Source organism: Mycobacterium sp. 29Ha (assembly GCF_032883055.1).
Lineage (GTDB): Bacteria > Actinomycetota > Actinomycetes > Mycobacteriales > Mycobacteriaceae > Mycobacterium > Mycobacterium gallinarum.
The window spans coordinates 163,748-188,678 of sequence record NZ_JAMQTI010000007.1; the positions used below are offsets into that span (position 1 = coordinate 163,748).

Below are 24,931 nucleotides of genomic sequence, written 5' to 3' on the forward strand. Positions count from 1 at the left end.
AAGGGGAGCCATGGCAGAAGCGGGTGTCTGGGTGGTGTGGGGGATTCCCACGCGAGGACGTGAAACGCAGGCCCTCGAATTCCTGAAGGACAAGCTGACCGGGTACCTCGAAGAACTCAAGCGTGACGGGCGGATCGAGCGCTTCGATGCCGCCATCCTCAAGCCGCAGAGCAACGAATTAGGGGGATTCGTTCTCATTCAGGGCACCCGGCAGCAAATTGACAGTCTGCATCAGGACAAACAATTCGAGACGTATGCCTATGAGGTGCAAGCCATTGCCGACAGTGTAAACATCGTGGAGGCCTGGGTCGGAGATGGTCTGCCCTACGCGTTCGGCTTGTACGAGGACGCGCTGCGTGACGCTGGCTTGATGTCTTAGCCGAGAGAGAGCACGCCAGACTAACTTTTCAGCAAAACGCCACCAAGATCAGAGCCACAGCGACCAATGTGAATCCTGGGACGTTTGGCCCATTTTGCTATTCGGACCGGTTGCGTGCTGTCTAATTGACACTGACGTCGGGTTGGGGCCACTTCACCATGTGAAAGGTATGGGCATGGGACCTGCCAGTTATATCGGCCGCGTAGGTGGCCTGGCCGTCGCCTTAGGCGTCGGCACGGCAATCGCGATGGGCCACGGCGTGGCAGCAGCAGAGATGTCAGATTCATCGTCCCCCTCGTCCGATTCCCCTACCGGCAACACGTCAACGACGGACTCGTCGACCGGCAATACGTCGACGACCGACTCGTCCACCACCAACACGTCTACCACCGACACCTCGACCGTCGACTCTTCGATGACGCCCAAGACGCCCGAATCAGGCGCTGGCGGCGCCAATGGGGCGACGCAGAATGTGACGCGCGGCGCCGTCGAGCCCGGGCAGGTGAGTGCCCAGACCAACACCGGCACGTCCGGACCGGCGCCGGAAATCAAAGACCCTGACGCCAAAGACGAAGAGGCTCCGGACACCAAACCGGAGGAATCCGAGCAGGTGCCCGCTGCCGAAGAAGAAGTTGTCGACGAAGTCGAACCCGAGGAACAGCCCCTTGAAGAGGGCGGCGCGAAGGAAGAGATCGTCGAGAAGGTCGACGCCAAGAATTCGGGTAACGATCCCGCATCGCGTACCCCATCGCAGCCGGGCACCATCACCACCACGGTGACGGGCCAATCAACGACGGACCCCGGCTCGGCCAAGCAGGAGGAGGTCGTCGGCGGCGCGACGTTCGTCGACGCGCGTGTCCTCGCCGCGTCGGGACCATTGAACATCTCTCCGATGATGGCCGCGCAGACGGCGGAAGATGTCACCGTCGCACCGGAGACCGATCCCGATCTGCTCACCGAGATGGTCGACGCTATCTCGAAAGTCGTCGACTCGTTGCTCAATCCGCTTGCGGGAGACGTGCCGATCGATCCTGCTGCGCCACTGGCGTGGGGACTGCTAGCCTTCGCCCGCCGCGAGGTGGACGACTTGGTCAATGCGCTCACTGATAACACGGAGGAGAACATGGCGCTGGCCTCCACGCAGACCATGAGCCTCGCGTTGACGGCACCGACACCGCCGCCGACGGTGCGGCCAGGTTTCCCCGTGCCCGGCCAATACCTGAGCGTATCAACACAATTCGTCGACTGGATCACCGGTAACAATCCAGCGAACAACACCCAATACTACTACGGTGTCACGGGCACCGACCTCGGCATCATGTGGGACAACGGCATGGTCGACGACCCGACCACCCCAATCAACGAACACCAGGTCCTAATCGCCTTCGGCGACACCTTTGGCCTCGGCGGCATGGCGGCGGGTACCCATTGGCGACCCAACGTCCTGTTCCGCAGTGTCGACGCCGATCTGTTCAACGGCATGGACTTCACAGACCCAGAATGGTTCACCGGCAGCGACTTCGGCGGATCACCGTTGACCTATGTTCCCTCAGGTGCGCCGTACCAGTACATGGCACGGCAGATCATTTTCCCCGAAGGGCTGCCCGCCGGGATCACCCTGATTCCGACCGCGGGCATCTCGGTGCCGACACCAGGAACCGAATACGGCGTCACGCAGTACATCAGCTTCATGTCGGTGACCCAGTGGGGCGCTCCCGGGGTGTGGACCACGAATTACTCGGCGATCGCCTACTCCACGGACAACGGCGAGGTATGGCACGTGGCCCCGCAGACCGTCCGCTACAACAACGCGGCGACCGGCAACCAAAACTTCCAGCAGATGGCGTTCGTCAGGCCGGGCGACGGTTACGTCTACGCATACGGGACACCCAACGGTCGGCAGGGCGCGGCCTACGTTGCCCGCGTCCTCGAGCGCGACATCCTCGACCTGAGCAAGTACGAGTACTACAGCGCGGGCAGCGCCGGCGGATGGTACGGCGTGGGTGCCACCCCGGCCGGCTGGGTCAAGGGCAATCCGGCGGCTGCGACGCCGCTGTTCGGCCAGTCGACGACGACGCCAGGGGCCTGCGGAGCCGTCAATGACAACCCAGGCAGCGCAGTCAGCGAGATGTCCGTCCAGTACAACCAGCAGCTCAAGAAATTCGTCGCACTTCACGGCGACCGGAACAACAACATCGTCATGCGAACCTCCGATAGGCCGGAGGGCGGGTGGTCGGGACCGACGGTGTTGCTGACCCAGCAGAACGGCGGAATCTACGCGCCGATGATGCATCCGTGGTCGCCGTCTACGCAGGGCACTGGAACCGACCTGTACTGGAACCTGTCGCTGTGGTCTGAGTACAACGTCATGTTGATGAAGACAGATCTCAGCAAAGTGAAGTGAGCATGAAGCGCACGATGGCGGGAGTGGTCGCAGCCGTCGCCTTGGTGTTCGCATCGGGTGGCGCAGCCGCTGATCCCATCGGTCCGCAGGCGAATACGCCGTGCCCGCCCGACGCCGCCGGGGCGGCGACACGGCCCGCGGACGCGAAGATACCACTGGTGTGCACAGGTGGCAGTTGGCAGTCCGAGACGACACCGCAGCCTCCGAACGACCGCTGGCTCAGCGTCGGTCCGCCGATCCTGCTGCACGGGAACGGACGGCAAAACCCGGACGTCCAGTCCGGCGACTGGACTGGCACGCCCCGCAATGCGGACACCCGATGCCGCGCCGAACAAACGACCGTCCTCGAACCCGGTGTCCTCACCGCTCCCGAGATCGCTGAAGGATCTGCGGGCCAGCAACTCGTGGTCACATTCGAGCCGAGGTTGTTCAACGTGACGCTGAGCGGCGACTGTTTGTGGATTCGAAAGGATTAGGTTCCGCATCGGTTCCGCATCGGACTGGGTAGTAACGCCGCATGCCGGAAGCCAACGAAACCGCCGTCGTTACTGCGTGCGGGCGGTGTGGTTATCCGACGCACGGGCCGCGGGTCTGCGCGTTTTGCCTGCCGACGACCGAGCATACAGCCGTAGGGCGGTTCAGCCCGCGAACGAAAGCGAAGTTTCGTCACACCGTGTGACGGCCCGGGTGGCCGGAAAGGTCGACGGGTCCGCTCCTGCCACAACGGAGTTTCGGTAGTACGCATGTTTCGCATCTGCGGAGCGCTCGAATCGGCGTTCAGCACGCGGATTGTCGAGGGGTCGGCGCCTAGGATCTGCTTTCCCATCCAGTAGACCCGCGCCTTGTCAGTCGCATACGGCCCTCGAAGGGGCGGAACGATGGCATATCGGCGTCGGCGATCTGGTCGGTGAAGTAGGAGACCCGCTGATCGCCGTGTGCGTACGCGCCACCCCCCACACGGAACGTCGCGGGGTCGGCGCCGTCGATGGGGTTGCCGTTGACGTGGACCTCCGCGTGTCCTTGGTGAACAGGTAGTGGTCCGCGTTGGAGATGATCGCGAAGTGTGCGGGATCGTCGGACAAGAGGTCGCCGACGCTCCAGTACACCGCGGTGCTGTGCTTGCACAGTTCCCTGTCGAGCAGTTCGAAATGGGCCGGGTCGTCGCTCACCCGTCGATCGCGTTGGTAGACGTGACGGGCGTCCTTGCGAAGTTGGGGCGGTCGAGGAGCTCGAAGGTCGCCGCGTCCGCGTCCGGCAGAGGACGGCCGTCGACGCAGACCGTCGACCGTCGCGGGCGGAGGTCTGGTCGAACGCCCGGAACGAGGCGGGGTCGGCGTTGGAGACGATCACCAACGCGTCGCCGGGGAACGAGCGCAGGTAGTAGACCTTCTCGCCGCGCACGTGGTGCCCGCCGCCGCGATCAACCTGCGCACCGGGGAATCAAATCACCTAATTCACAGGAACATCGAGAATCGGGTGGTTGGCGTAGGCGCCGGGTGCGTCGAAATGCCACCACTCGCCCTTGTAGACGGTGAACCCGCCCGCGGCCATCGCCTCGCGCAGCCGGGCGCGGTTCGCCTGCGCCGCCGCGCTGACTCCGTCGGTGGCGTACGCGTTCGCGCGGGGCGTGAACTCGTCGAAGCCGGTTCCCATGTCCACGAGCGCGCCGTCATGTGCCAGCGTCACGTCGACCGACAGCCCCGCCTCGTGGCTACGGGCATAGGGTCCGGGCTTGCTGACCCAGCCGGGCTCGGATACCACCTCGTACATCTGGACCTGCACCGCGTGCGGCCGGTAACAGTCCCAGAAAACGAGGACATCGCCGTCGGCCCGCAGGATGCCGGCGGCGGTTCTGAGGCCGTTGGCCATGGACTGAGCGACGAGGCACCGTGCGTCGGCCGGATACATCGCCACCCCGACGAAGTTGTTCGACGTCGCGTACCGCAGGTCGATGACGGCGTCGGGCACAACGGTCCGGACGTCGACCAGTCCGGCGGCACGCGCCGCATCCGAAACCGGCGGGATGTCGGGGGCCGCCGACGCGACGCCGGGCGAGCCGGGCACACCCCACGCCACGATGCCCGCGACGAGTAGACCTGCGATGACCTGTCGCATTCGTGACCTCACTCTGCGCTGAAATCTCGGGTTGGGGTAGTCGCCTACGCTAGTCCGCTTCCCCGCCCCGGATCGACCATCGAGGTGTCCTTCAAACGCCGGGGAGGCCCTCATGACCATCACACTTGAACCCACCATCGTCGACCTGCCGACAGTCGACTACGAAACCGCACCCGACCCTGCGGAAGCGCACCGCCGACTGGCCGTCGCGCTGAGCCAGGGGCCGGTCGTGATGGGGGCGCACGGCCCCGAGATTCTGAGTTACGACCTGGCCCGCACCGCGCTTCGCGATCACCGCATGTGCGTGCCTGAAGGCCTTGGCCTCGAGACGCAGGGCATCACGTCGGGCCCCATCTGGGATCGCGCGGTCTCGACCATCTTGAGCATCAATGGACCCGACCACGATCGGCTGCGCCGTCTGGTGTCGAAAGCCTTCACACCGCGGGCGGTGGGCCGCCTCGACACGGTGATCACCGACATCATCACGCGACTGGTCGAACCGCTGCTGCCCGCGGGCGCGAGCGAGATCGTCGCGGACATCGCCCGCCCCTACCCGGTCCCGGTGATCGCGGAGCTGCTCGGCGCGCCGAGCGAGGACTCGAAGCTGTTCTCCGAGTGGGCCGATGACTTCTTCAAGCTGTTCACCTGGAACGTGGCCGAGCACGAGCAGGTGATTCTGCAGGCGTGGGCGGAGCTCGACGACTACATCGACGCCATGGTCGCCGAACGCCGCAACTCGCTGACCGACGATCTGATCTCGGATCTGATCCGCGCCGAGGACGACGGCGACCGGCTGACGACACCCGAGCTGCGCATGCTCGCGGCGGGCATCCTGATGGCGGGCACCGACACCACCCGCAATCAGCTCGCGGCAGCGGTGGACACGCTGTGCGATCACCCCGACCAATGGGAGTTGCTCGCCGAGCGGCCGGAGCTGGCGATGAACGCGGTCGAGGAGCTGATGCGCTTCAACCCCGTCGTCTTCGGCGCGATGCGGATGACGATCGAGGACGTCGAGTTCGGCGGCGTGACGATTCCCGCCGGCACGTTCGTCATGGTGAACACGGCCGCGGGCAATCGCGACCCCGAGGTGTTCGACGATCCGCATCGCCTCGACATCACGCGTGCGGGTGCAGCGCCTATGCAGACGTTCGGCGCGGGTGCGCACTACTGCCTCGGCGCGAACCTGGCACGACGCGAGCTTGCCGAGGCCCTGGTGGTGATGACCCAGCGGATGACCAACGTGCGGCGAGCGGCGCCCGCGGTGTGGAAGCCGTTGGTGGGCATCACCGGTCCCGCGGTGTTGCCGATCGAGTTCGACGAACGCGGCCGCAACTGAAGTCGGCTTACACTTCGACGGTGCGCGACGTCCTCGACGATTTGCTATCGGTATGGCGGACCGGTGGCACGGCGGGCGTCGCCACCGTCGTTCGGACGATCCGGTCGGCGCCGCGGCAGCCCGGAGCGACGATGCTCGTCGCACCCGACGGGACGGTGGCGGGCTCGGTGTCCGGGGGGTGCGTCGAGGCGGCGGTCTACGAAATGGCCAACGACGTCGTCGCGTCCGGGCAGGCCCGGTTGCAGCGCTACGGCGTGAGCGACGATGACGCGTTCACGGTCGGGCTGACCTGCGGGGGGATCGTCGACATCTTCGTCGAGCCGGTATCGCGCAGCACCTTCCCGCAATTGGAGACGATTGCCGACGACATCGCCACCCATCGCCCGACCGCCGTCGCCACGGTTATCGCCCACCCGGACCGACAGCGGGTGGGGCGCAGGATCGTCGTGGGACAGCACGGGGTCGACGGCTCGCTGGGATCGCATCGGGCCGACGCCGCGATCATCGACGACGCGCGGGGTTTGCTGGCGGCCGGGCGGTCGGCGGTGCTGTCCTACGGCGCCGACGGACAGCGGCAGGAGTCCGGCATGGAGGTGTTCGTCGCCAGCCATGCTCCGCGTCCCCGGATGCTGATATTCGGGGCGACCGACTTCGCGTCGGCGCTTGTCACGCAGGCTTCGTTCCTGGGTTATCGGGTGACGGTGTGCGATGCGCGGCCGGTGTTCGCGACACCGGCGCGGTTCCCGGGTGCCGACGAGGTCGTCGTCGACTGGCCGGGCCGCTATCTCACCGGACAGGCGGCCAAGGACTTGATCGATGACCGCACCGCAATCTGCGTGCTCACCCATGACGCCAAGTTCGACGTTCCGGTCCTCCACGTCGCGCTGCGACTGCCGCAGGTCGGCTATATCGGTGTGATGGGCTCGCGGCGCACCCACGACGATCGGATGGCCCGCCTGCGCGAGGCCGGCATCTCAGATGTGGAGTTCGGCAAGCTGTCGAGCCCGATCGGCCTCGATCTGGGTGCGCGCACACCGGAGGAGACGGCGGTATCGATCGCCGCGGAGATCATCGCGCGACGGTGGGGCGGCGGGGGTCTGCCGCTCGCGGATACGGATGGACGAATCCACCACGACCGGTGAGGTGCGGCCGTAGGCGGCCGGGCATGAGGTGACGGCGTACAACCGCTCACCGGGCAAGGTCGCCGCTTTGGTCGAGAAAGGCGCCGGCGAGGCGCGGACCGTGGCCGAGGCGTGCGGGGGCGACGTCGTGATCACGATGCTGGCCAACGACGATGCGGTGGAGACGGTCACATTCGGCGACGCAGGCATTCTCGCATCGCTTCCGGCCGGCGCCACTCATGTCTCGTCGAGCACGATCAGCCTCGCGCTGGCGGAACAGCTGACGGACGCGCATGCCGGGGCGGGGCATCGGTTCGTGGCGGCGCCGGTGTTCGGGCGTCCGGAAGCGGCGGAAGCGGCCAGGCTCTTCGTGGTGGCTGCCGGTGAACCCGCTGCGGTGCAAGCACTTTCGCCGGTATTCGATGCGATCGGTCAGCGGACGTTCGTCGTGGCGGAACAGCCGAAGGCGGCGAACCTCGTCAAGCTGAGCGGAAATTTCCTCATCGCGTCCGTCATCGAGTCGCTCGCTGAGTCCATGGCACTGGTTCAAAAGGCCGGCGTCGATAAGCAGAACTACCTCGAGGTGCTGACGTCGACGCCTTTCGATGCGCCGGTCTACAAGACTTACGGCGGCTTGCTGGCCCGCGAGGAGTTCGAGCCGGCCGGATTCACCGCATCGCTCGGCCTCAAGGATGTGCGCCTCGTCCTCGCCGCGGGCGAGGCGCTACAGGTGCCGCTGCCGGTGGCGAGCCTGATCCGCGACCGCTTCCTCACCTTGCTCGCCAATGGCGGCGCTCATCTCGATTGGTCCGCGCTCGGCAAGGTGGCCTCGTGGGAAGCCGGCGCTGCAGACGGTGGTGGTTCGTTTCGATCGGCGCTTTGACCCGCCTCAGTGGGGTGTCAGCCGCGAGGCCACGTGGTGCGTGGCGCGGGCCCTCCGGGGGGAGCGGGCTGCAGCGCTGCGCCAGGAACCTGCGAGTTCTGCCAGGCCGCCATGCACAACCCGATCCTGCCGGGCTTACACCAACCGCCGGTGCCCGACACCCCGAGAGTGGTCTGGGACTGCGACCAGCACACCCCGGTGCGCTGGTCCAACACCTCGCCGGCCGTACACTGCGCGTGCGCCGCCGGCGCAGTCACCAGGGGGGATGACATCAGCACGGCGCTGCACACCGAAGCCAGTAGGAAGCCTGGAGCCGTGATTCGGATTCTCATATCGATGCTTCTCCGTCGGTAAGCAGGGCACGTGGGTCTCGGTCGGTGCGAGCTGTCATGACGATGGGGTGATCGTCGTCTGTTCATCGATCACTTTGGTGGCATCGAGCACCACATTCTGTTCGTCTCCTAGGCTCTCGCCGTTCAGCTGCAGGACGAATAGACCATCCGCTGCCGGCACGACGACCGTCTTCTGGGCGACGAATCGCGTCTTACCGTCCTGCACATAGGTACCGGCGAACTCGATGGCGTCAAAGCCACTCAACGTGCTCCTCTTCGGCTCTGCCAGCGGCTTGAATTCGGACATCCCCTGCAACTGCTCCGGGGCATACTCGAAGATTTTCTCCGCGTCGACGTCGCCGGTGAGCTTGGAGGCAATCGCGTACATATCGGGCGGGTCATTGGGATCTGTCGGGTTGTCGTAGACGATGGCACCGTAAGCCCAGTCCGGCGTCATTTCGCCGGCGTCGCTCCATTGGGGCGGGATCGGGAAATCGATTGTCGGGGTTCCTGTCTCGCCTGGTTTGATCGGCGTTTCGGCAATCCCGTTGTCCGTGATGTAAGCATTGATCGTCTCATCGGCGCCCGCCTGGGGGCTTGGTGCGGCGGCGGTACCGGTCTCGGTCGACGTGGAAGTCGAGGTCGTCGTCGTAGTTGCCGTGTCGCTGCCGGAACCACAGCCAACGAGCCCGAAGATCACAGCGACGGCGACCAGTCCCGCCGTTGTCCCTGGTTGGTGGTTCTTCATCGGCTCGCTATCTCCTAACCAAGTTTTGCCAACAACACCGCATCAAGATCATGGATCCGAGAGTAGGCGCCTAAAGCATCTGATATTGGCTTCTTGGTCAATTTGAGGGTTCCACTGATTGTGGGCGGCCGGTTCCGTGTCGACCTCGGCCGGCGGCTCGGCATCGGCGATCAGCCAGACGCCCCCGCGTTACTGCGCGACGACCCCGCGCAGGCCTTCGGCCCCGAAGAGCGGCTCGAGCATCGCCGAGTAGTCGGGCCCACGGCGCACCAGTACCCCGCCGTCGACGTTGATCACCTGGCCGGTGACGTAACTCGCGGCGTCGCTCAGCAGGAACACCGCACAGTTCGCGATGTCTTCGACTTCACCCGGCCGGGGCAGTGGTGTGATACTCGCGTAGTCTGCGCTCAGCTCGGCCGAATCAAGAACCGGCGCAACGAGTTCGGTGCGGATGAGGCCCGGCCGGATGCAGTTCACCCGTACCCAGGACGCGCCGAGCTCGTCAGCCGCCAGTTGCATCATGTGGTCGATGCCCGCCTTCGAGACCCCGTAGGCGCCGAACCACCGGTGGGTGTTGCTCGCAGCGATCGACGAGATACCGATGAAGGATCCGCCGCCGCCGCGAACCATCTCCCGCGCGGCGTGCTTGAGCACGTACATGGTGCCGTTGATGTTCAGGTCGACGGTGCGTCGCCACGCCTCGGAATCGATCTGCGTGATCGGCCCGATCGTCTCGCTGCCACCGGCGCAGTGCACGACACCCTGCAACCGGCCGGACCATGCGGTCGTCGCCTCCACGACGCGGGCGACCTCGTCCTCGTTGGTGACGTCGGCGGGCTCATACAGCACCTCACCGGGTCCGCCCAGAGCCTTGATCTCGTCAGCCGCGGCCGAAAGCCTGTCTGCGTTGCGTCCGACGAGCATCGCATTTCCGCCGGACGCGACCACCGCGGCCGCGCACGCTTTGCCGATGCCACTGCCACCACCGGTGACCAGAACCGTTTGCCCCGTCAATGACAGTTGCACTGCAGACCCCTTCGTCCGACAACTAGAACAGGTTCTAGTTATACGTCACGGCTCGTCATAGCGCGCAGGCTTGGGCGCTCCCAACGTTCGCCAGTCCGGTACGTCTGGCGGCAGTCCGACCGGGTAGCGGTTCTCGTTGGCGGCCGCCCAGTGGGCGTGCCCGAGTTCGTGGATGTGGAACGCATGCCGAAGCGCCTCGGTGAAGCCCATCGCGTCGGCCGCGGCATTGACCGAATCCTTGACCAACAGTGCCGCCATCGTGGGTCGCTCGGCGATGCGCCTCGCGAAATCAAGCGTCTTGTCCTCGAGCTCGGAGCGCGGGAAGACCTTCGACACCATGCCCAGCCGGTAAGCCTCTTCGGCGTCGATCGAATCACCGGTCAGCAGAAGCTCTTTCGCCTTACGCGCGCCGAATTCCCATGGGTGCGCGTAGTACTCCACTCCCGGCATGCCCATCCTGACGGCGACGACGTCGCTGAACTTCGCGTCGTCGGCGGCGACGATCAGGTCGCACGCCCAGATCAGCATCAGGGCGGCCGAGATCGCGTTGCCCTGCACCTGCGCGATGGTGATCTTGCGCAAATCGCGCCAGCGGCGGGTGTTCTCGAAGAAGTAGTGCCACTCCTGCAGATACGTCTTCTCGGCAACGGCGTGCCTCGTGGCTCCGTTGATCGAGAACGTCGGATGCTGGCCGGGGCCGGGCTTGCGCTCCAGCATCGCCTCCTCCGAGCCGAGATCGTGTCCGGCAGAGAAGTTCTTGCCGCGGGCGGCGAGAATCACCACCCGGACCTCGTCATCCGCCTCCGCACGGCCAAAGGCTTCGTCCAGCTGCACCAGCAGAGTTCGTGACTGGGCGTTCTGCGCTTCGGGCCGGTTGAGCCAGATGCGCGCAATACGCCCCTCGTCCAGAGTCTCGTAGGTGACCTGTTGTCCGGTCGGTTCCGCACGTGTCACATCAGGGCTAGCCACAGCCGACCACCTCGTTCGTGTAATTGGACAGCTTGCACATTACGGTGCTTCGTCAAGCGGTCGCTCAGCGGTGCCACAGCCATCGCGCAGCGAATGCACAGTCTGATGGGTGCCAACTTGCAGAAAATGCGCCCACCTCGCTATTCCCTTGTTTACGAATTGACTTGAGCCACCCGACGCGGGGCACAGGCTGACGTCATCGGCGCTTCGCACCCGTACAGCAAATTAGAAGTGCGAGAGCTGGCCGCCCAGCGGATCACCGCATCACGACTCACAATGCGCCCCGCGATCGACGGAATCCCCTGCGGTGCCACAATTCGGGTCAGTGCATCGGACTCGCGGAAGAGCAGCAGGCCCAGACTCCCCTGGTTCAGCCGCACACCAGCGTGAGCTCCAGCCCCTGACCGCGCGGGCGCTGCCTCAGAAGATCCACAGAATCGCGGCGCGATCACTAGACTCTCGGAATGGCCTCTTCCTCATTCGCGATCCGGCGTCACCTTCTGATCGGCGCCTTCGTCGTCGTCGCGGCGGCAGCCGCGCCCGCCGTCGCCGCGTACTCGATGCCCGAGCCCGGAATACCGGTGGCGCAATGCACGGGTGGTGAGGAACCCGACCAGTTCACGACCACCTGCGTTCCATTCATGGTGCCCAACGCCGGATCCCCGTACACCACGACCGCGGCCAACCCGGATGTGCCGGAGATCGACGGCATTCCGTGCATCGGGCACAACTCGGGTCAGTGCATCGGTCTGGCCGAGGATCAAGCGCTCATCCCGAATGTCACGCCGCGTTCGACAATCAGCTCCAGCCCTACGGTGACCTAGCCCCGGCTTGGTATTGGCTCGTAATCAGCCAACTCACGGAAGCTGTGCAGGAAGTCGGCAACTTCCATAGAATCTTGCCGACGACACGGTCTAACTAGAGAAAGCGTGACGATGGCGACCTTCCAGCTCTCAGCTCGACGACTGATCCTTGCCGGTGGCTTTGCGGTCGCAGTTGCCGCGGCCCCCGCAATCTCCGTACTCGCGGTACCGGCCACCGAACTCGCCCCCGTTGCACAGCCGTGCAACGGCGGTGAAGAGGCCGACCAGTTCACCGGCGTCTGCGTCCCCCACACGGTTCCCAACTCGGGCTCCTCGCCGTACACGACGTTGCCGGGCAACCCCGACGTTCCTACGGTCATGGGCATCCCCTGTGCCGGACACAACTCGGGTCAGTGCATCGGCCTTGCCGAAGAACAGCAGGCCATGACAGTGACCCCGCCGCCTGCGCCGATCGTCGGCCACAGCCCGACGGTGACGAACTAGCCTTCGGAAGCCTCCGAACAGGGGCTATGACACCGTCCCCTAGAGTTGTCATATGCCTGCGAAATCTGATCCCGCCGAACTCGGCGACGTCGAACCGCTTGCCGACAGCACTGCGCGCCAGGCCAGGCGCGTCGTGGCCGCATATGCGAACGACGCCGACGAGTGCCGGATTTTCCTGTCGATGCTCGGCATTGGACCCTCGAAACTCGAGGCGTAAGTGAGTCGGGGGGGTGACCGGAAGGTCAGCTCCGGAGATTCCGACTTCGTCGTGGTGGCCAACCGGCTGCCCATAGACATGGAACGGCTGCCGGACGGCACCACGACGTGGAAACGAGCCCCAGGCGGCCTCGTGACAGCTCTGGAGCCACTTCTGCGTCGCCGTCGGGGTGCCTGGATCGGTTGGCCTGGCGTACCCGACGCCGGTGACGAGACGATCGAGCAGGACGACATGCTGCTCTGTCCGGTCAGCTTGTCCGCCGAGGACATCGCCGAGTACTACGAGGGCTTCTCGAATGCGGCGCTGTGGCCCCTGTATCACGACGTCATCGTCAAGCCGATCTACCACCGCGAATGGTGGGACTCCTACGTCGACGTCAACCGCCGGTTCGCGGAGGCGACGGCGAAAACGGCGGCCAACGGCGCCACGGTGTGGATCCAGGACTATCAGCTGCAGCTGGTTCCGAAGATGCTCCGGGAGCTGCGACCCGACCTGACCATCGGCTTCTTTCTGCACATCCCGTTCCCGCCGGTCGAGCTGTTCATGCAGATGCCTTGGCGCACCGAGATAATCGAGGGGCTGCTCGGCTCTGATCTCGTCGGCTTCCATTTGCCCGGCGGCGCGCAGAACTTCCTGATACTGGCTCGTCGGCTCGTGGGCGCCAACACCTCGCGCGCGAACATCGGCGTGCGTTCACGGTTCGGCGAAATCGAAGTCGGCTCGCGCACCGTCAAAGTCGGCGCGTTTCCGATCTCCATCGATTCGACGGCTCTCGATCAGCAGGCACGGACACGCCCGATCCGTCAGCGGGCCAAGGAGATCCGCCGCGAGCTCGGCAATCCGCGAAAGATTCTGCTCGGTGTGGACCGGCTCGATTACACGAAGGGCATCGACGTCCGGCTCAAGGCGTTCTCGGAGTTGCTCGACGAGGCCCGCGCGAATCGTGAGGACACCGTGTTGGTCCAGCTCGCGACGCCGAGCCGGGAGCGAGTCGAAAGCTACATCGCGATGCGCGAGAGCATCGAACGTCAGGTCGGCCACATCAACGGTGAACACGCCGAGGTCGGGCATCCGATCGTGCACTACCTGCACCGGCCGATACCTCGCGACGAGTTGATCGCCTTTTTCGTCGCGGCCGACGTCATGCTCGTGACGCCGCTGCGCGACGGTATGAACCTCGTCGCCAAGGAGTACGTCGCTTGCCGCAGCGACCTCGGCGGCGCCCTGGTCCTCAGCGAATTCACCGGTGCCGCAGCCGAATTACGCCAGGCCTATCTGGCGAATCCGCATCACCTCGAAGGTGTCAAGGACGCCATCGAAGCGGCGTTGAATCAGACACCTGAGGAGGGCAGGCGTCGGATGAGAGCCATGCGTCGCCAGGTGCTCGTACACGACGTCGACCTGTGGGCACAGTCGTTCCTCGAAGCGCTGACCGCAACCCGCGACGCTAAATCGGAGTGATGTAGTCGATCAGCCACTTGCCGTCGATCTTCTGGTAATCGACGCGCAGTCGCGCACCGTCGTAGATCGGCTGCTCACGGTTCGTCTTGTCCGAAACGGTCCGGTTGATGTAGACCATCACCGCCGCCGAATCCCGCTGCGCGTCCAGCACTCCGACGCCGACCACGTTGGCTTGACTCACTAGTTCTCGAGCCCGGGCCTGCGGAATGATTTCAGCGTTGGCCCTGTCCTCGAACTCCTTGCGGTAGCCGGGTGTGAGCATGCTGGACGCGTCGGTGAGGTTACGCTCGACGGTCTTGTAGTCATAGGTGAATACGCTCGGAATCTGTTTCTGCGCAAGTGGTCCGAGCTCAGCGCGAGCCGCTTGCTCACCACGTGTCTCCACCCGCTGCCAGTACAGCCCGCCACCCACTGCGGCGAGGCTCACGAACGCGACAGCCACCAGCGCGACGATGCCGCGCACGACCCAGCGCATCAGTTACCGCCGTTGGGATAGTTGAGGTCGTAGGCCGTCATTCGCCCGTCGTCGTCCTCGTGCACGATGATGCGCAGCCGGTACGGCTGCGACGGCCTGTTGTTCCCGTTCATGTCACTGGCGGTGACCCTCGCCGAGACCAACACTGTTGCGTTGTTGCTGACATCGTCGAAGCTCTCGAGGGCGGCGCCGTTGATCACCGTCTCGGAACTGCCGCCGGTCTGCCGGAAGATCGCCTTGAGATTCTCGACATTGTTGTTCTGGCTGAACATGTCGCGCAGCGGGCCGCTGGTGCTGTCGTAAAACTGGTCGACGCTGTCGTCGACGGTGTCCGGCTTGAAGCTGAACATGTTGACCACCACCTGCGTCGCGGTGTCGACAAAGCGTTGGTTGCGCGCCTGCGCTTCTTCGGCGCTGTTCTTCTGGACGATGAACACCGCCACGGCGGCGCCCACAATGGCGGTCGCGACAAGCCCACAGGCCAGTGCCACGGCCGTGACGAGCCGGCTGGGCGCCAACCGGCGCGACGGCGGGGCCACGGGCTTGACGACCTTGTGAACGGTCGTCGCACCGACCGCTTCAGCCGTCGGAACGCTTACGGCGGTGGTCTCGGGGGCCTTGCCGGTCGTCGGACCTGCCGGCCGGGAAGCGCGCCGGCGCACGGGCTTCCCCGGTGGTGTCTGGGTGGACGTCATTACACCTGCTTCGGATACAGCATCAGATCAAGCCAGTTCTCAGTTGGCCGCAGATCAGCGGCACCGGGCGCGTACACCCCCGTACCGCCGGCCGGGTCAACGAAGACTCCTGTGTGCTGATCGTACGTCCCGTAGGCAGCCCCATCGGCCGCAGGTGGCGTTCCCGCAGGTGACGGCGCTGCGTCTGACAATCCCGCGAGCGGCGCAGCCGCAGGTGGCAGTCCCGGAGGCGGTGGCGCGGGTGCAGGCGGTGGCGGTGGCCCGTAGGGCCCGGCGAAGATGTCCGGTGGATTGGTCGGATTGGTCGCCCAGCCCGGCGGGATCGCCGGCGGCGGCCACGCGTTCGGATACGGCGCCGGCGGAATCCATGCCGTGTACGGCGGCGGCGGCGGTCCCGAATTCGGCGGCGGAATGTACGGCCACGGCTGATGGGGCGCCGGCCCGGGGCCCCTTGGCACGTCAGGCGGCAACAGGCCGGGAGCGACGGGATATCCCGGATCCGGATCAGCTTCCGGCGGGATATACGGGAACTTGTTGGGCGGCAGGATATTTCGCCCATCCTCGGGCGTGTCATCCTCCATGACGTCCGACGGCGTGCCGATCGGCACCGGCGGACCGCGCCATGGGTTGTTGCCCAGCGGCACATAGCCGGCCGGGTCGCGGCACAACTGGATCGTCGGGGCGCGCTTGCCGGGGAACTCCTGGCACGGGTAGTTCCTCGCGCCACGGACCACGCTCGGATCGTTCTGCGGGACCTTGCAGTACAGGTCCGTCGGCAGATCGCGAATGGTTGTGTCACCAGGGGTGCGGATCTCCGCCCCTGGCAGGAATCCGGTCGTGCACGGCGGCGGGTCGTTGATCGAGATCTTGAAGTCCTGCTTGCCGCCCTCGCTCACGGGAAGCTGACCGCCGATCGTCATCAGTGACGCCTGCAGTGCGGGAAAGACGACCAGCGCCTGTTCGATCGACTTGTGGTAGATGACGCCGACGCGGCCGAAGTTGGCCAGGTTGGCGGCGAGCACCGGGAACGACGGGCGGATGCCCGAGAACGTCTCGCTGGCCTCGGCGGCGGCCCCCGGCGCGGTGGCGAGCAGGTCACGCACCTGGGGGTCCGCGCCTGCCACTTCAGTGGTGAGGCGCGCAAGGCCATCGAACGACGACCGGATGTCGTCGCCACTTTGGATCTGCGCGTCCAGGAACGGTCCCGCCTGGTCGATCAGCGTCGAGGTCTGCGGCCAGCTGGCATTGGCCTCGTCGATCAGCGTCCGTGCCGACGAAAGCAGTCGCGCGAGCTCCGGCCCGGAGCCGTTGAACGCCGCGAACGTCTCACGCAGCAGGTCCTGGAGGCGGGTGTTGTCAAGGCTGGTCACCAGGCTGTCGGCCTCTTGCAACAGCTCGGCGACGTCCTGCGGGATCGCCGTCCGATCCTTGGGAATGGTCGCGCCGTTGCGTAAAAGCGCCTGCGAGGGATCCGCGGGCGGAACGAAATCCACGTACTGCTCGCCGACCGCCGACACGCTCTTGACGGTGGCGGTGGAGTTCTCCGGGATCTTGATGCTGCTGTTGATCCGCATGCGCGCGGCGACACCGTCATCGGTCAGGCTGACGGACTCGACCCGGCCGGCTTGGACGCCGCGGAACGTCACATTGGCGTTCTCGTAGAGTCCGCCGCCGGCTACAAAGTTCGCCGTGACCTCATACGTGCCGATGCCCAGCCGGGCGGGAATACGTACGTACAGCAAGGCAATTGCGCCGACCGCTAGCACGGTCACGACGGCGAAGATCCACAGTTGAATTCGCGTAGTTCGACTGAACATTACTCCGCTGGCACCTCCTGGCCCGACGCGGTGCCAGCCGGGATCTTGAACGGGTCAGCGGCCTGCCCTGAGAGGTTCGCCATCTCACCGGTGAGGAACTCCGGCGGGGTGACGACCTCGGCGAGGCGCTTCATGTTCGGGTCGAAGAACGACGTCGTGAAGATGGTTTCGCCGAGCCGCCGGATCGTCAGATCGAAGGTCGAGAAGACGTTCAAGTAGTCGCCCCTCGCCACCTTGGGCAAGTTCTTGCCGGGGAACGGGAACGTCGCCAGGCTGTCCAGGCTGTACACGAGATCCGAGCGGGTGTCGTTGACCGGCTTGATCACCGAGTACACGTCGATGACGTCCTTGGCGAAGTCATCCTTGGTTTCAGCCAGGACGCGCGACGCCACCATGCCGAGGCGCTGTAGTGCGGCGAAAGCGTCGACGATGTCGCCACGGTTCTCGTTGAGTACCTTCAGCGCTCCCGGCAGAGTGCCCAGCGCCCGGCCCAGACTGTCCTTGCTGCGCGCGAGGACACCGGCGAACCGGTTCAGGCCCTCGGCTGTCGCGATGATGTCGTCGGTCTGACGATTCAACGACGAGGCCAGTTCGGCGAGCCGCGGGATCAGACCGGCGAACTGCCCTTCACGGCCGGCCACCGCGTTGTAAAGCTCCTGCGTGATGTCTTGCAGCGCACCGAGATTGCCCTTGTTGACGACCGTACCCAACGCGGACAGCACTTCCTCCGTCGTCGGAGCGCGGCTGCCGTCACTCAGCGGAATCTGAGCGCCCTCACGCAGTTGGCCAACCGGCTCCTGGTCGATCGGCGGGGCCAGCGCTATGTGCTGCGAACCCAACAGCGACGTCTGCCCGACGCGCACCGTCGAGTTCTCCGGCAACTTCACGTTTTCGTCCAGCGACAGCTTCACCGCCGCGTAGAAGCTGCCATCGGCACGCTGAACGGCCTCGATGCCCGAAACGCTGCCGACCGTGACGTCGTCAACCAGCACCGGCGAGTTCTGCGGCAGCGTCGCCACGTCGGGCACTTCCACCGTGATGGAGAAGGAGCCCTTGCCGTGCCCGGCGGTGCCAGGCATGACGAGCGAGTTCAGCCCGCCGAACTGGCAGCCGGCAAGCAGCACTGCGCCGGAGCCGATGGCCAGCGTCCGGGTGGCCGCGCGACCCGCTTTGAGGCGCACTGGCAAGCGTGTCACTGTCCACCTCCATGCGGGACGCCGCCGGCCTCGGCGGGAAGCGGACCGGGCGGAATCGGCGCGGGCGGTGCACCCGGAACCGGACCGGGCGCGGGCGCTGGGCCTGGCGGGAGTATGACCGGACCGAGCGTATAAGGCTGCGCGGGCGGCGGCGGTCCCGGCACCGCGGGCTGCGGAAGCAGCAACGCGCTGGGATCTCCTGGATCACCCTGTCGCGGCGGGAACCGCCCGTCGGCGGGAATCCACTCCAGGTAGGGGATGTACGTCTTGGCCTTGGCCTCGGTGGCCGGGGTGTCGTAGATGACCTGGCCCTTGTAGGCGGTGATCGTGTTGATCCCGTGCTCCATGAACGGCGGGAAGTTCATCGCGAGGCGCTTCAACACCGGGGCCATCCGCTGGCGGCAGATCTCGGATCGCTTGTCATAGTCGGGCATGCCCGCGCCATCGAAGTTGCCGCAAATGAACTGCACCGGGTTCTGGAACTCCGGCAGGCCGAGCAGACCGTTCGCGGTGCCCTGTGCGGGATTGTAGATGTTGTAGAAGTTCACCAACGCGTTTGGAAGGACATGCAGGATCTGCTCGACGTCGTCGGTCTGGTTCGTCAGGATGCTGGTGAAGTCGGTCAGCCTGTCAATGCTGCCGATCAGCGTCTCGTTGTTCTCATCTAGGAAGCCGCGAACGTCCGAAAGGGCCTGGTTGAGGCTGCCCAGGGTGTCGTCGAGCCCCACCGTGCTGTCGGCCAACACCTGAGATACCGAAGCCAAATGCCCACTGAATTGGACGATCTGCTCGTTGCTATTGGAAAGCGCGTCGACCAGGATCTGCAGATTCTTCACCGTGCTGAACAGGTCGGTGCTCGAGTCGCCCAGTCGCCCCGCGGTCTGTGACAACTCGCGCAAGGCTTCTCGGAACGAGTCGCCGTTGCCGTCGAAGGTGTCGGCGGCCTGATTGACGAACTCGCTCAATGGGCCCTGAACCTGGCCCGCCGACGGTCCGAGCTGCTGGCTGAGCCTCGTCAGCTCGGTCTTGACGTCGTCCCACTCCACCGGCACCGCAGTGCGGTTCAACTCGATGGTGGCACCATCCTGCATCTCCGCGCCGTCTTTGTAGACCGGCGTGAGCTGAACGAACCGGGCTGCAACGAGGTTCGGCGCCATGATCACTGCGCGGGCGTCGGCGGGCAGCTTGACGCCGTCCTTCACCCTCATGGTGATCTTGACGGCATCGGCTTGCGGCGTGATCGACTCGACGGAGCCGACCGGAACACCGATGACGCGAACTTCGTCGCCCGGGTAGATGCCCGCCGCCGAACCGAAGTATCCGACAAGCTTGTAGGTGCTCACACGTGGCCATACCACGTACAGGCCACCGATCAGCGCCACCACCAGCGCGCCGACGATTCCGAAACGCATCCAGCGGCTCATGGCGACTTCGGCTTAATGATCAGGCGCTCGTTGATGAACCCGCGCAGGAGGTCGGAGAGGCTGTCCGGAAGCTTGCCCGGCTGGAAGTACAGGTCCAACAGCGCGGCCTCCTGCGTGGTGTTCGGTATCGCGTTGGGCAGGTTCACCTGGAAGCCCGAAGCCGAGCCGACCGACTCGCCGAGCGCAGTGGCATACGGCGGCAAACGCTTCAGCGCCTCGCTGATGTGCTCACGGCGTTCGAGCAGGTTGTCCAGCACTAAATTCAGTTTCCTCAGGGCCGGGCCGAATTCACGGCGGTTATCGGCGACAAATCCCGAAATCTGCTGTGACACATCGTCGATGCCTGCGATCAAGTTGCTCAGCGCAGCCCGCCGCTCATCAAGCGCGGCGAACAGTTGATTGCCGTCGGTGACGAGTTGATTCACCTGACCGGCCCGGTCGGCGAGTAGCCCGGTCAACGACTTAGCGCGGGCCAACAGTTGGCCCAACGCTTCGTCGTTGGCGTTGATGCTGCGTGACAACGTCGCCACCCCGTCGAGCGTTCGGCGCAGCTCGGGTGTGGCATCGCGAAATGAATCGGTAAGCACACCCAACGCCTGGGTCAACTGCTCCTGGTCGACCGCACCGGCGTTCTGACCGAGATCCGACAGGGCCATGTTCAAGGTGTAGGGAACTGTCGTGCGAGCCACGGGAATTGAGGTCACCGACCCGCTGCCCTCCGGAGCGACCCCGAGCGACCTCTCACCCAGCACGGTGTCGGTTCGGATCGATACGAGAGTCTGATCGCCCAGCCGGATATCGCGGTCGACGGTGAAAGTCACCTTTGCGACTTCGCCTGCGAGAGCGACGGCGCTCACTTTGCCGACCGTGATGCCGGAGATGTTGACGTCGTTACCCGGCGAGATGCCACCGGCGTCGGCGAAGAAGGCCTCATACGACTTGCCCTGGGGAAAAAACGGCAGGCTGCTGTAACCGAATGCGACGAATACGATCATCACCACGACCGCGATTCCGAAGATGCCGGCCCGGAGCGTCCTATCCATTTTCCGAGCACCTGCCCTTCGATAGGTCCGGCACGCCGCCAATCGGCAGGAGAATGTCGCTGCCTGCCGGCCCGTTGAACTTGAGTGTCGCCGAGCAGATGTAATAGTTGAAGTACGACCCGTAGGAGCCAAGGGCATTCAACCGCAGGTAATTCTCGGCAAGCGGTTCGACGACCGCGTTGACCTCGGCCTTCCGGTTGTCGAGTTCAGTCGCCAGCGGGCGAAGATTCTCGAGCACACCCTGCAGCGGCCGTCGCGAATTGGCCAGCATGTCGGTCAGATCCACCTCGGCCGAAGCCAGCGGTGGAATCGCTCCGGCGATCGGGTCCCGGCCCTCCGCCAGACCGGTGACCAGCTTCTGCAGCTCGTCCACGCTGGCGTCGAATTCGACGCTCTTCTCGTCAATGGTCCCCAGCACCTCGTTGAGATTCTGGATCACCTCAGAGATCACCTGGTAGCGATCGCCCAGAGTTTGGCTGAATGATCCTGTCTCCGAGAGCAATCGATTTAACGCGCCGCCCTCGCCCTGCAACAACTCGAGGATCGCACCGCTGATCTGGTTGACCTGCTCACCATCGAGACCCTTCACCACCGGCCGTAGACCACCGAGCAAGGCGTCGAGGTCGAGCGCCGGCTGCGTATTCGTCTTCGGAATGGTGCTGCCCTTGGACATCTTGCGCAGTTCGCCTGGGCCCGAGGTGATCTCCATAAAGCGATCACCGACCAGGTTTTCATAGCGGATCACGGCCCGCGTCGACGAGTACACCTGGTACTTCTTGTTGAGGGTGAACGCCACATCCACGGTGTTGTCGGGATTCAGCTTCACATCCTCGACGGTGCCCACCGGAACCCCCGCGATCCGCACGTCGTTACCACCCTCGAGCCGCGAGGCGTCGCTGAACGTGGCGTGGTAGCGGTTCGTCGAGGCGAACCGGAACTCTCCGAAGATCACTATCAGACCGGCGGCAACCAGCAGCATCGCCACCACGAAGATGCTCACCTTCGTCAGGATTCCCTTCATCAGAAGTCGTCCCGTTCTGCGAATGCGCCGTTGAAGAGGAACTGGAATGTACTCGGGGCGTCGACCTGGACCTCTGTGAACGGCTCATACGGGATGAGGGCGTTGTCGGTGACTAGAAATGGTGACCTGTAGTAAGAGCCGCCGAATTGCATGTTGGGAAGGTTGGGAAGGCCGCGGCAATTAGGGCCACCGGTGGCGTTCACGATCGGCAGGCTCTCCGGATACGTGTATGAGGGCACGCCCAACACGAAGCTCGAGCTGACCATCGCGCCGGGTTTATAACCACCGAGGACGTCTGAACCCCGCTGGCGGCCCTTCGCGATACCTTGGATGATGCAGCCGAGTTCCGGCGAGTAGTCGCCAAGCACCTTCAACGGCGCCCGCATCCGCTGGATGGCGGCGATGTAATTTTCTGCCGCCGGTTCCAGAGTGTCGGCTCCCTCGTTCGCAAGGCCGATTGTCGCGAGCAGCGTGGCGTTCAGGTTCTCCTGCTCGTCGACGACCGTCTGGCTGATGGTCGGCACGTTCTTGATGACGGTCACCAGGTCGGGGCCGGCATCGCCGTAGATGTTGGCCACCGTGTTTGTCTGCGCGAGAATCGCCTCGACCTGCGGCAGCTTCGGATTCAGCTGCGCGAGGTACTGATTCAGCCCGGCCGAGCTGACGCCGACGTCCTCACCATGACCGCGCAGGCCCTCCGCGAGCGCCGACATCGTTGCGTTCAGATGGATGGGATTGATCTTGTCCAGGACATCGATCAGCGTCTGGAACAACGTGTTCGCTTCGAGCTGGACATCCTTGGCCGCGATCACGGCACCGGCCCGCAACGGCGTACCCGAGGGTTGCTCCGGCGCAAGGAATTCCACCGACTTGGCGCCGAACACCGTCGTGCTGGCGATCCGCACCGGTGCGTTCGACGGGACGAAGTCAAGCTCGCCCTTGTTGATCGCGAGCGTCAGCTTCGCTTCTTTACCGGTATACGAGATGTCTTCGACCTTGCCGATCTGGATCCCGCGGTACTTGACCTTGGCGTCGCGGTCCATCACCAGACCGGCACGTTGAGAGGTGACCACCACGCTCTCGGTCGGCGTGAAGGCGGCGGAGTAGGAGAGATAGGTGAACACCGAGAACGCCACGATGATCGTCGCCAGCACTGCGGCGGCGATCCTGATCGCGACTGTCCTCGACATGGTTTCTCTTCCCCTTAACCCGAGAGGTTGAAGTTTCCGGTGGCACCGTACACGGCCAGGGAGATGAACAAGGTGATGATGACGACGACGATCAGCGAGGTCCGGACCGCCTTACCCACCGCGACACCGACGCCGACGGGTCCGCCGGATGCGTTGTAGCCGTAGTAGGTATGGACCAACATCACCGCGACCGCCATCACGATTGCCTGAGCGAAAGACCACAGCAGATCGGTCGGGATCAGGAACGTATTGAAGTAATGGTCGTACAGCCCGCCGGACTGTCCGTTGACGAAGACGGTGATGGTGCGGGCCGAGAAGAACGCGGCCAAGACAGCGAGCGAGTACAGCGGAATGATCGCGATGAGCCCGGCGACGATGCGGGTGGACACCAGATAGGACATCGAGTGCACGGCCATCGATTCGACGGCGTCGATCTCCTCGGAGATGCGCATGGCCCCCAGTTGGGCGGTGGTGCCCGCACCGATAGTGGCCGCGAGCGCGATGCCGGCGATGATCGGCGCCACGATGCGCACGTTGAGGTACGCCGATAGGAAGCCGGTGAGGGCCTCGATGCCGATGTTGCCCAGCGATTCGTAGCCCTGTACGGCGATGACACCGCCGGAGGCCAGGGTGAGGAACGCCGCGACGCCGACCGTGCCGCCGATGAGGACCAGCGCGCCGGTGCCGAGCGTCATCTCCGCGATCAGTCGGGTCGTTTCCTTGCCGTAGCGCCGCACCGCGTTCGGCATGTACCGGACCGACTCGGCGTAGAACAACGCCTGCTCGCCGAAGGTGTCGACGGCTCTGGGGAACCATCCGAGTGCCCGCCGCATTTTCAGCGTCACGTCGTAGCTCATCAGCCGAGCACCCGAACGCCGATTGCGGTCATCAGGACGTTGATGACGAACAGACAGATGAAGGCGTAAATGACGGTCTCGTTGACGGCCTCTCCGACGCCCTTGGGTCCGCCCTTGACGGTCAGGCCGCGGTAGCAGCCGACGAGGCCTGCCATCACACCGAACAACAGGGCCTTGACTTCGGAGATCACCAGCTCGCCCAAGCCGGTCAGGATCGTCAGACCGTTGATGAACGCACCGGGGTTCACCCCTTGCAGCAGCACGGAGAACACGTAACCGCCGGTGAGACCGATCGCGATCACCAAGCCGTTGAGCAGCAGGGCGACGGTGGTCGAGGCCAGCACACGCGGAACCACAAGGCGCTGAATAGGATCGATGCCGAGCACTCGCATCGCATCGATCTCTTCACGGATGGTGCGGGCACCCAGGTCGGCGCAGATTGCGGTGGCGCCGGCGCCGGCGATCACGAGCACGGTCGAGATCGGGCCCAGCTGCGTCACCGTGCCGAACGCGGTACCGGAGCCGGACAGGTCCGCCGCACCGATCTCGCGCAACAGAATGTTGAGGGTGAAGGCGACCAGCACCGTGAACGGGATCGAGATCAACAGGGTCGGGATGAGCGCAACCCGCGCGATCATCCACGTCTGGTCGAGGTACTCGCGGAACTGAAAGGGGCGTCGAAATATCTTGACGAAGGTGTCCATCGACATTTCGAAGAAACCGCCCACGGCCCGAGTCGGTGCCGCGAGCTGTTCGATCAACCTCGGGCTCCGTTTCTCTGCGGTGGCGGGCGGAGGGCTCGCGTGGCGAAGACTTCGGATAACGTCGCCGACGCTTGCTTTACACCCCTGGTTTAAGCACTGCTCTTAGTGAGCCGGATCATACTAACTAGAACAAGTTCACAGTGTCAAA

At 64.7% G+C, this 24,931-nt stretch carries 26 protein-coding genes and 1 pseudogene; 10 read left to right on the top strand and 17 right to left on the bottom strand.

Features of this window, described 5'->3' with window-relative positions; translation table 11 throughout:
• The first annotated feature begins 10 nt into the window (after window positions 1-10).
• The gene (locus M1248_RS11475; RefSeq protein WP_317148387.1) at window positions 11-379 is read left to right on the top strand and encodes a hypothetical protein; all 369 of its coding nucleotides are present in this window, start codon (window positions 11-13) and stop codon (window positions 377-379) included.
• 189 nt (window positions 380-568) lie between these two features.
• Here the strand turns inward: M1248_RS11475 and M1248_RS11480 are convergent, their stop codons facing one another.
• Window positions 569-805 (bottom strand): hypothetical protein, encoded by a 237-nt coding sequence (locus tag M1248_RS11480; RefSeq protein WP_317148388.1) that lies wholly within the window; start codon window positions 803-805, stop codon window positions 569-571.
• On the opposite strand from M1248_RS11480, the gene M1248_RS11485 reads away from it, so the two are divergent.
• On the top strand, window positions 795-2,783 hold the full coding sequence (locus tag M1248_RS11485; RefSeq protein WP_317148389.1) for a DUF4185 domain-containing protein: 1,989 nt from the start codon (window positions 795-797) through the stop codon (window positions 2,781-2,783). The genes M1248_RS11480 and M1248_RS11485 overlap by 11 nt on opposite strands.
• Before the next feature lie 2 nt (window positions 2,784-2,785).
• Window positions 2,786-3,259: a hypothetical protein gene (locus M1248_RS11490; RefSeq protein WP_317148390.1), complete on the top strand. Its 474-nt coding sequence runs from the start codon at window positions 2,786-2,788 to the stop codon at window positions 3,257-3,259.
• A gap of 369 nt (window positions 3,260-3,628) precedes the next feature.
• Here M1248_RS11490 and M1248_RS11495 read toward each other — a convergent pair whose 3' ends face one another.
• Window positions 3,629-3,952: a hypothetical protein gene (locus tag M1248_RS11495; protein ID WP_317148391.1), complete on the bottom strand. Its 324-nt coding sequence runs from the start codon at window positions 3,950-3,952 to the stop codon at window positions 3,629-3,631.
• 280 nt (window positions 3,953-4,232) lie between these two features.
• Window positions 4,233-4,898 carry a M15 family metallopeptidase gene (locus M1248_RS11500; RefSeq protein WP_317148392.1) on the bottom strand — a complete coding sequence of 222 codons (666 nt, stop codon included), beginning with the start codon at window positions 4,896-4,898 and terminating at the stop codon, window positions 4,233-4,235.
• A gap of 112 nt (window positions 4,899-5,010) precedes the next feature.
• Between M1248_RS11500 and M1248_RS11505 the strand changes: the two genes are divergently transcribed.
• From M1248_RS11505 to M1248_RS11515, 3 genes and pseudogenes are all read left to right on the top strand, one after another.
• A complete protein-coding gene (locus M1248_RS11505; protein WP_317148393.1) occupies window positions 5,011-6,237 on the top strand; it encodes a cytochrome P450 in 1,227 nt (408 codons plus the stop codon).
• Window positions 6,238-6,257: 20 nt separating this feature from the next.
• On the top strand, window positions 6,258-7,379 hold the full coding sequence (locus tag M1248_RS11510) for an XdhC family protein (RefSeq protein ID WP_317148394.1): 1,122 nt from the start codon (window positions 6,258-6,260) through the stop codon (window positions 7,377-7,379).
• Between the two features lie 13 nt (window positions 7,380-7,392).
• Window positions 7,393-8,241 (top strand): annotated as a pseudogene (locus tag M1248_RS11515) (NAD(P)-dependent oxidoreductase); the annotation flags it as partial.
• 17 nt (window positions 8,242-8,258) lie between these two features.
• On the opposite strand, the gene M1248_RS11520 reads toward M1248_RS11515, so the two are convergent.
• The 4 genes from M1248_RS11520 to M1248_RS11535 all read right to left on the bottom strand — a co-directional run bounded on the left by M1248_RS11520 (window position 8,259) and on the right by M1248_RS11535 (window position 11,316).
• Window positions 8,259-8,573 carry a hypothetical protein gene (locus M1248_RS11520; protein WP_317148395.1) on the bottom strand — a complete coding sequence of 105 codons (315 nt, stop codon included), beginning with the start codon at window positions 8,571-8,573 and terminating at the stop codon, window positions 8,259-8,261.
• 55 nt (window positions 8,574-8,628) lie between these two features.
• On the bottom strand, window positions 8,629-9,321 hold the full coding sequence (locus M1248_RS11525; protein WP_317148396.1) for an LpqN/LpqT family lipoprotein: 693 nt from the start codon (window positions 9,319-9,321) through the stop codon (window positions 8,629-8,631).
• 189 nt (window positions 9,322-9,510) lie between these two features.
• Window positions 9,511-10,347, bottom strand: coding sequence for an SDR family oxidoreductase (locus tag M1248_RS11530; RefSeq protein WP_317148397.1), 837 nt, complete (start codon window positions 10,345-10,347; stop codon window positions 9,511-9,513).
• A 45-nt stretch (window positions 10,348-10,392) separates the two neighbouring features.
• A complete protein-coding gene (locus tag M1248_RS11535; RefSeq protein WP_083127385.1) occupies window positions 10,393-11,316 on the bottom strand; it encodes an enoyl-CoA hydratase in 924 nt (307 codons plus the stop codon).
• 464 nt (window positions 11,317-11,780) lie between these two features.
• Here M1248_RS11535 and M1248_RS11540 point away from each other — a divergent pair, with 464 nt between their 5' ends.
• The 4 genes from M1248_RS11540 to M1248_RS11555 all read left to right on the top strand — a co-directional run bounded on the left by M1248_RS11540 (window position 11,781) and on the right by M1248_RS11555 (window position 14,301).
• A complete protein-coding gene (locus M1248_RS11540) occupies window positions 11,781-12,140 on the top strand; it encodes an intersectin-EH binding protein Ibp1 (RefSeq protein ID WP_317148398.1) in 360 nt (119 codons plus the stop codon).
• Between the two features lie 111 nt (window positions 12,141-12,251).
• Entirely contained in the window at window positions 12,252-12,623 is a 372-nt protein-coding gene (locus tag M1248_RS11545) for a hypothetical protein (protein ID WP_317148466.1), read from the top strand.
• Between the two features lie 52 nt (window positions 12,624-12,675).
• Window positions 12,676-12,840, top strand: coding sequence for a hypothetical protein (locus M1248_RS11550; protein WP_107529025.1), 165 nt, complete (start codon window positions 12,676-12,678; stop codon window positions 12,838-12,840).
• Window positions 12,841-14,301, top strand: a complete 1,461-nt coding sequence (locus M1248_RS11555) for a trehalose-6-phosphate synthase (protein ID WP_317148399.1) — start codon at window positions 12,841-12,843, stop codon at window positions 14,299-14,301.
• Here the strand turns inward: M1248_RS11555 and M1248_RS11560 are convergent.
• Genes M1248_RS11560 through M1248_RS11605 form a run of 10 tightly spaced genes read right to left on the bottom strand, consistent with a single transcriptional unit; the run spans window position 14,288 to window position 24,780 of the window.
• Window positions 14,288-14,776: a mammalian cell entry protein gene (locus M1248_RS11560; RefSeq protein WP_317148400.1), complete on the bottom strand. Its 489-nt coding sequence runs from the start codon at window positions 14,774-14,776 to the stop codon at window positions 14,288-14,290. The genes M1248_RS11555 and M1248_RS11560 overlap by 14 nt on opposite strands.
• On the bottom strand, window positions 14,776-15,471 hold the full coding sequence (locus M1248_RS11565) for a mammalian cell entry protein (RefSeq protein ID WP_317148401.1): 696 nt from the start codon (window positions 15,469-15,471) through the stop codon (window positions 14,776-14,778). The genes M1248_RS11560 and M1248_RS11565 overlap by 1 nt, the downstream gene beginning before the upstream one ends.
• Entirely contained in the window at window positions 15,471-17,288 is a 1,818-nt protein-coding gene (locus tag M1248_RS11570) for an MCE family protein (protein WP_317148402.1), read from the bottom strand. Before M1248_RS11570 ends, M1248_RS11565 begins: the two co-directional genes overlap by 1 nt.
• The gene (locus M1248_RS11575) at window positions 17,288-18,484 is read right to left on the bottom strand and encodes an MCE family protein (RefSeq protein WP_317148403.1); all 1,197 of its coding nucleotides are present in this window, start codon (window positions 18,482-18,484) and stop codon (window positions 17,288-17,290) included. Before M1248_RS11575 ends, M1248_RS11570 begins: the two co-directional genes overlap by 1 nt.
• Entirely contained in the window at window positions 18,481-19,908 is a 1,428-nt protein-coding gene (locus M1248_RS11580) for an MCE family protein (RefSeq protein WP_317148404.1), read from the bottom strand. Before M1248_RS11580 ends, M1248_RS11575 begins: the two co-directional genes overlap by 4 nt.
• Window positions 19,905-20,951 (bottom strand): MCE family protein, encoded by a 1,047-nt coding sequence (locus tag M1248_RS11585; RefSeq protein ID WP_317148405.1) that lies wholly within the window; start codon window positions 20,949-20,951, stop codon window positions 19,905-19,907. Before M1248_RS11585 ends, M1248_RS11580 begins: the two co-directional genes overlap by 4 nt.
• Entirely contained in the window at window positions 20,944-21,972 is a 1,029-nt protein-coding gene (locus M1248_RS11590; RefSeq protein WP_317148406.1) for an MCE family protein, read from the bottom strand. Before M1248_RS11590 ends, M1248_RS11585 begins: the two co-directional genes overlap by 8 nt.
• On the bottom strand, window positions 21,972-23,162 hold the full coding sequence (locus tag M1248_RS11595; RefSeq protein ID WP_317148407.1) for an MCE family protein: 1,191 nt from the start codon (window positions 23,160-23,162) through the stop codon (window positions 21,972-21,974). The genes M1248_RS11590 and M1248_RS11595 overlap by 1 nt, the downstream gene beginning before the upstream one ends.
• A 14-nt stretch (window positions 23,163-23,176) precedes the next feature.
• On the bottom strand, window positions 23,177-24,019 hold the full coding sequence (locus M1248_RS11600; protein WP_317148408.1) for an ABC transporter permease: 843 nt from the start codon (window positions 24,017-24,019) through the stop codon (window positions 23,177-23,179).
• On the bottom strand, window positions 24,019-24,780 hold the full coding sequence (locus M1248_RS11605) for an MlaE family ABC transporter permease (RefSeq protein ID WP_083127371.1): 762 nt from the start codon (window positions 24,778-24,780) through the stop codon (window positions 24,019-24,021). The genes M1248_RS11600 and M1248_RS11605 overlap by 1 nt, the downstream gene beginning before the upstream one ends.
• Window positions 24,781-24,931 lie beyond the last annotated feature (151 nt).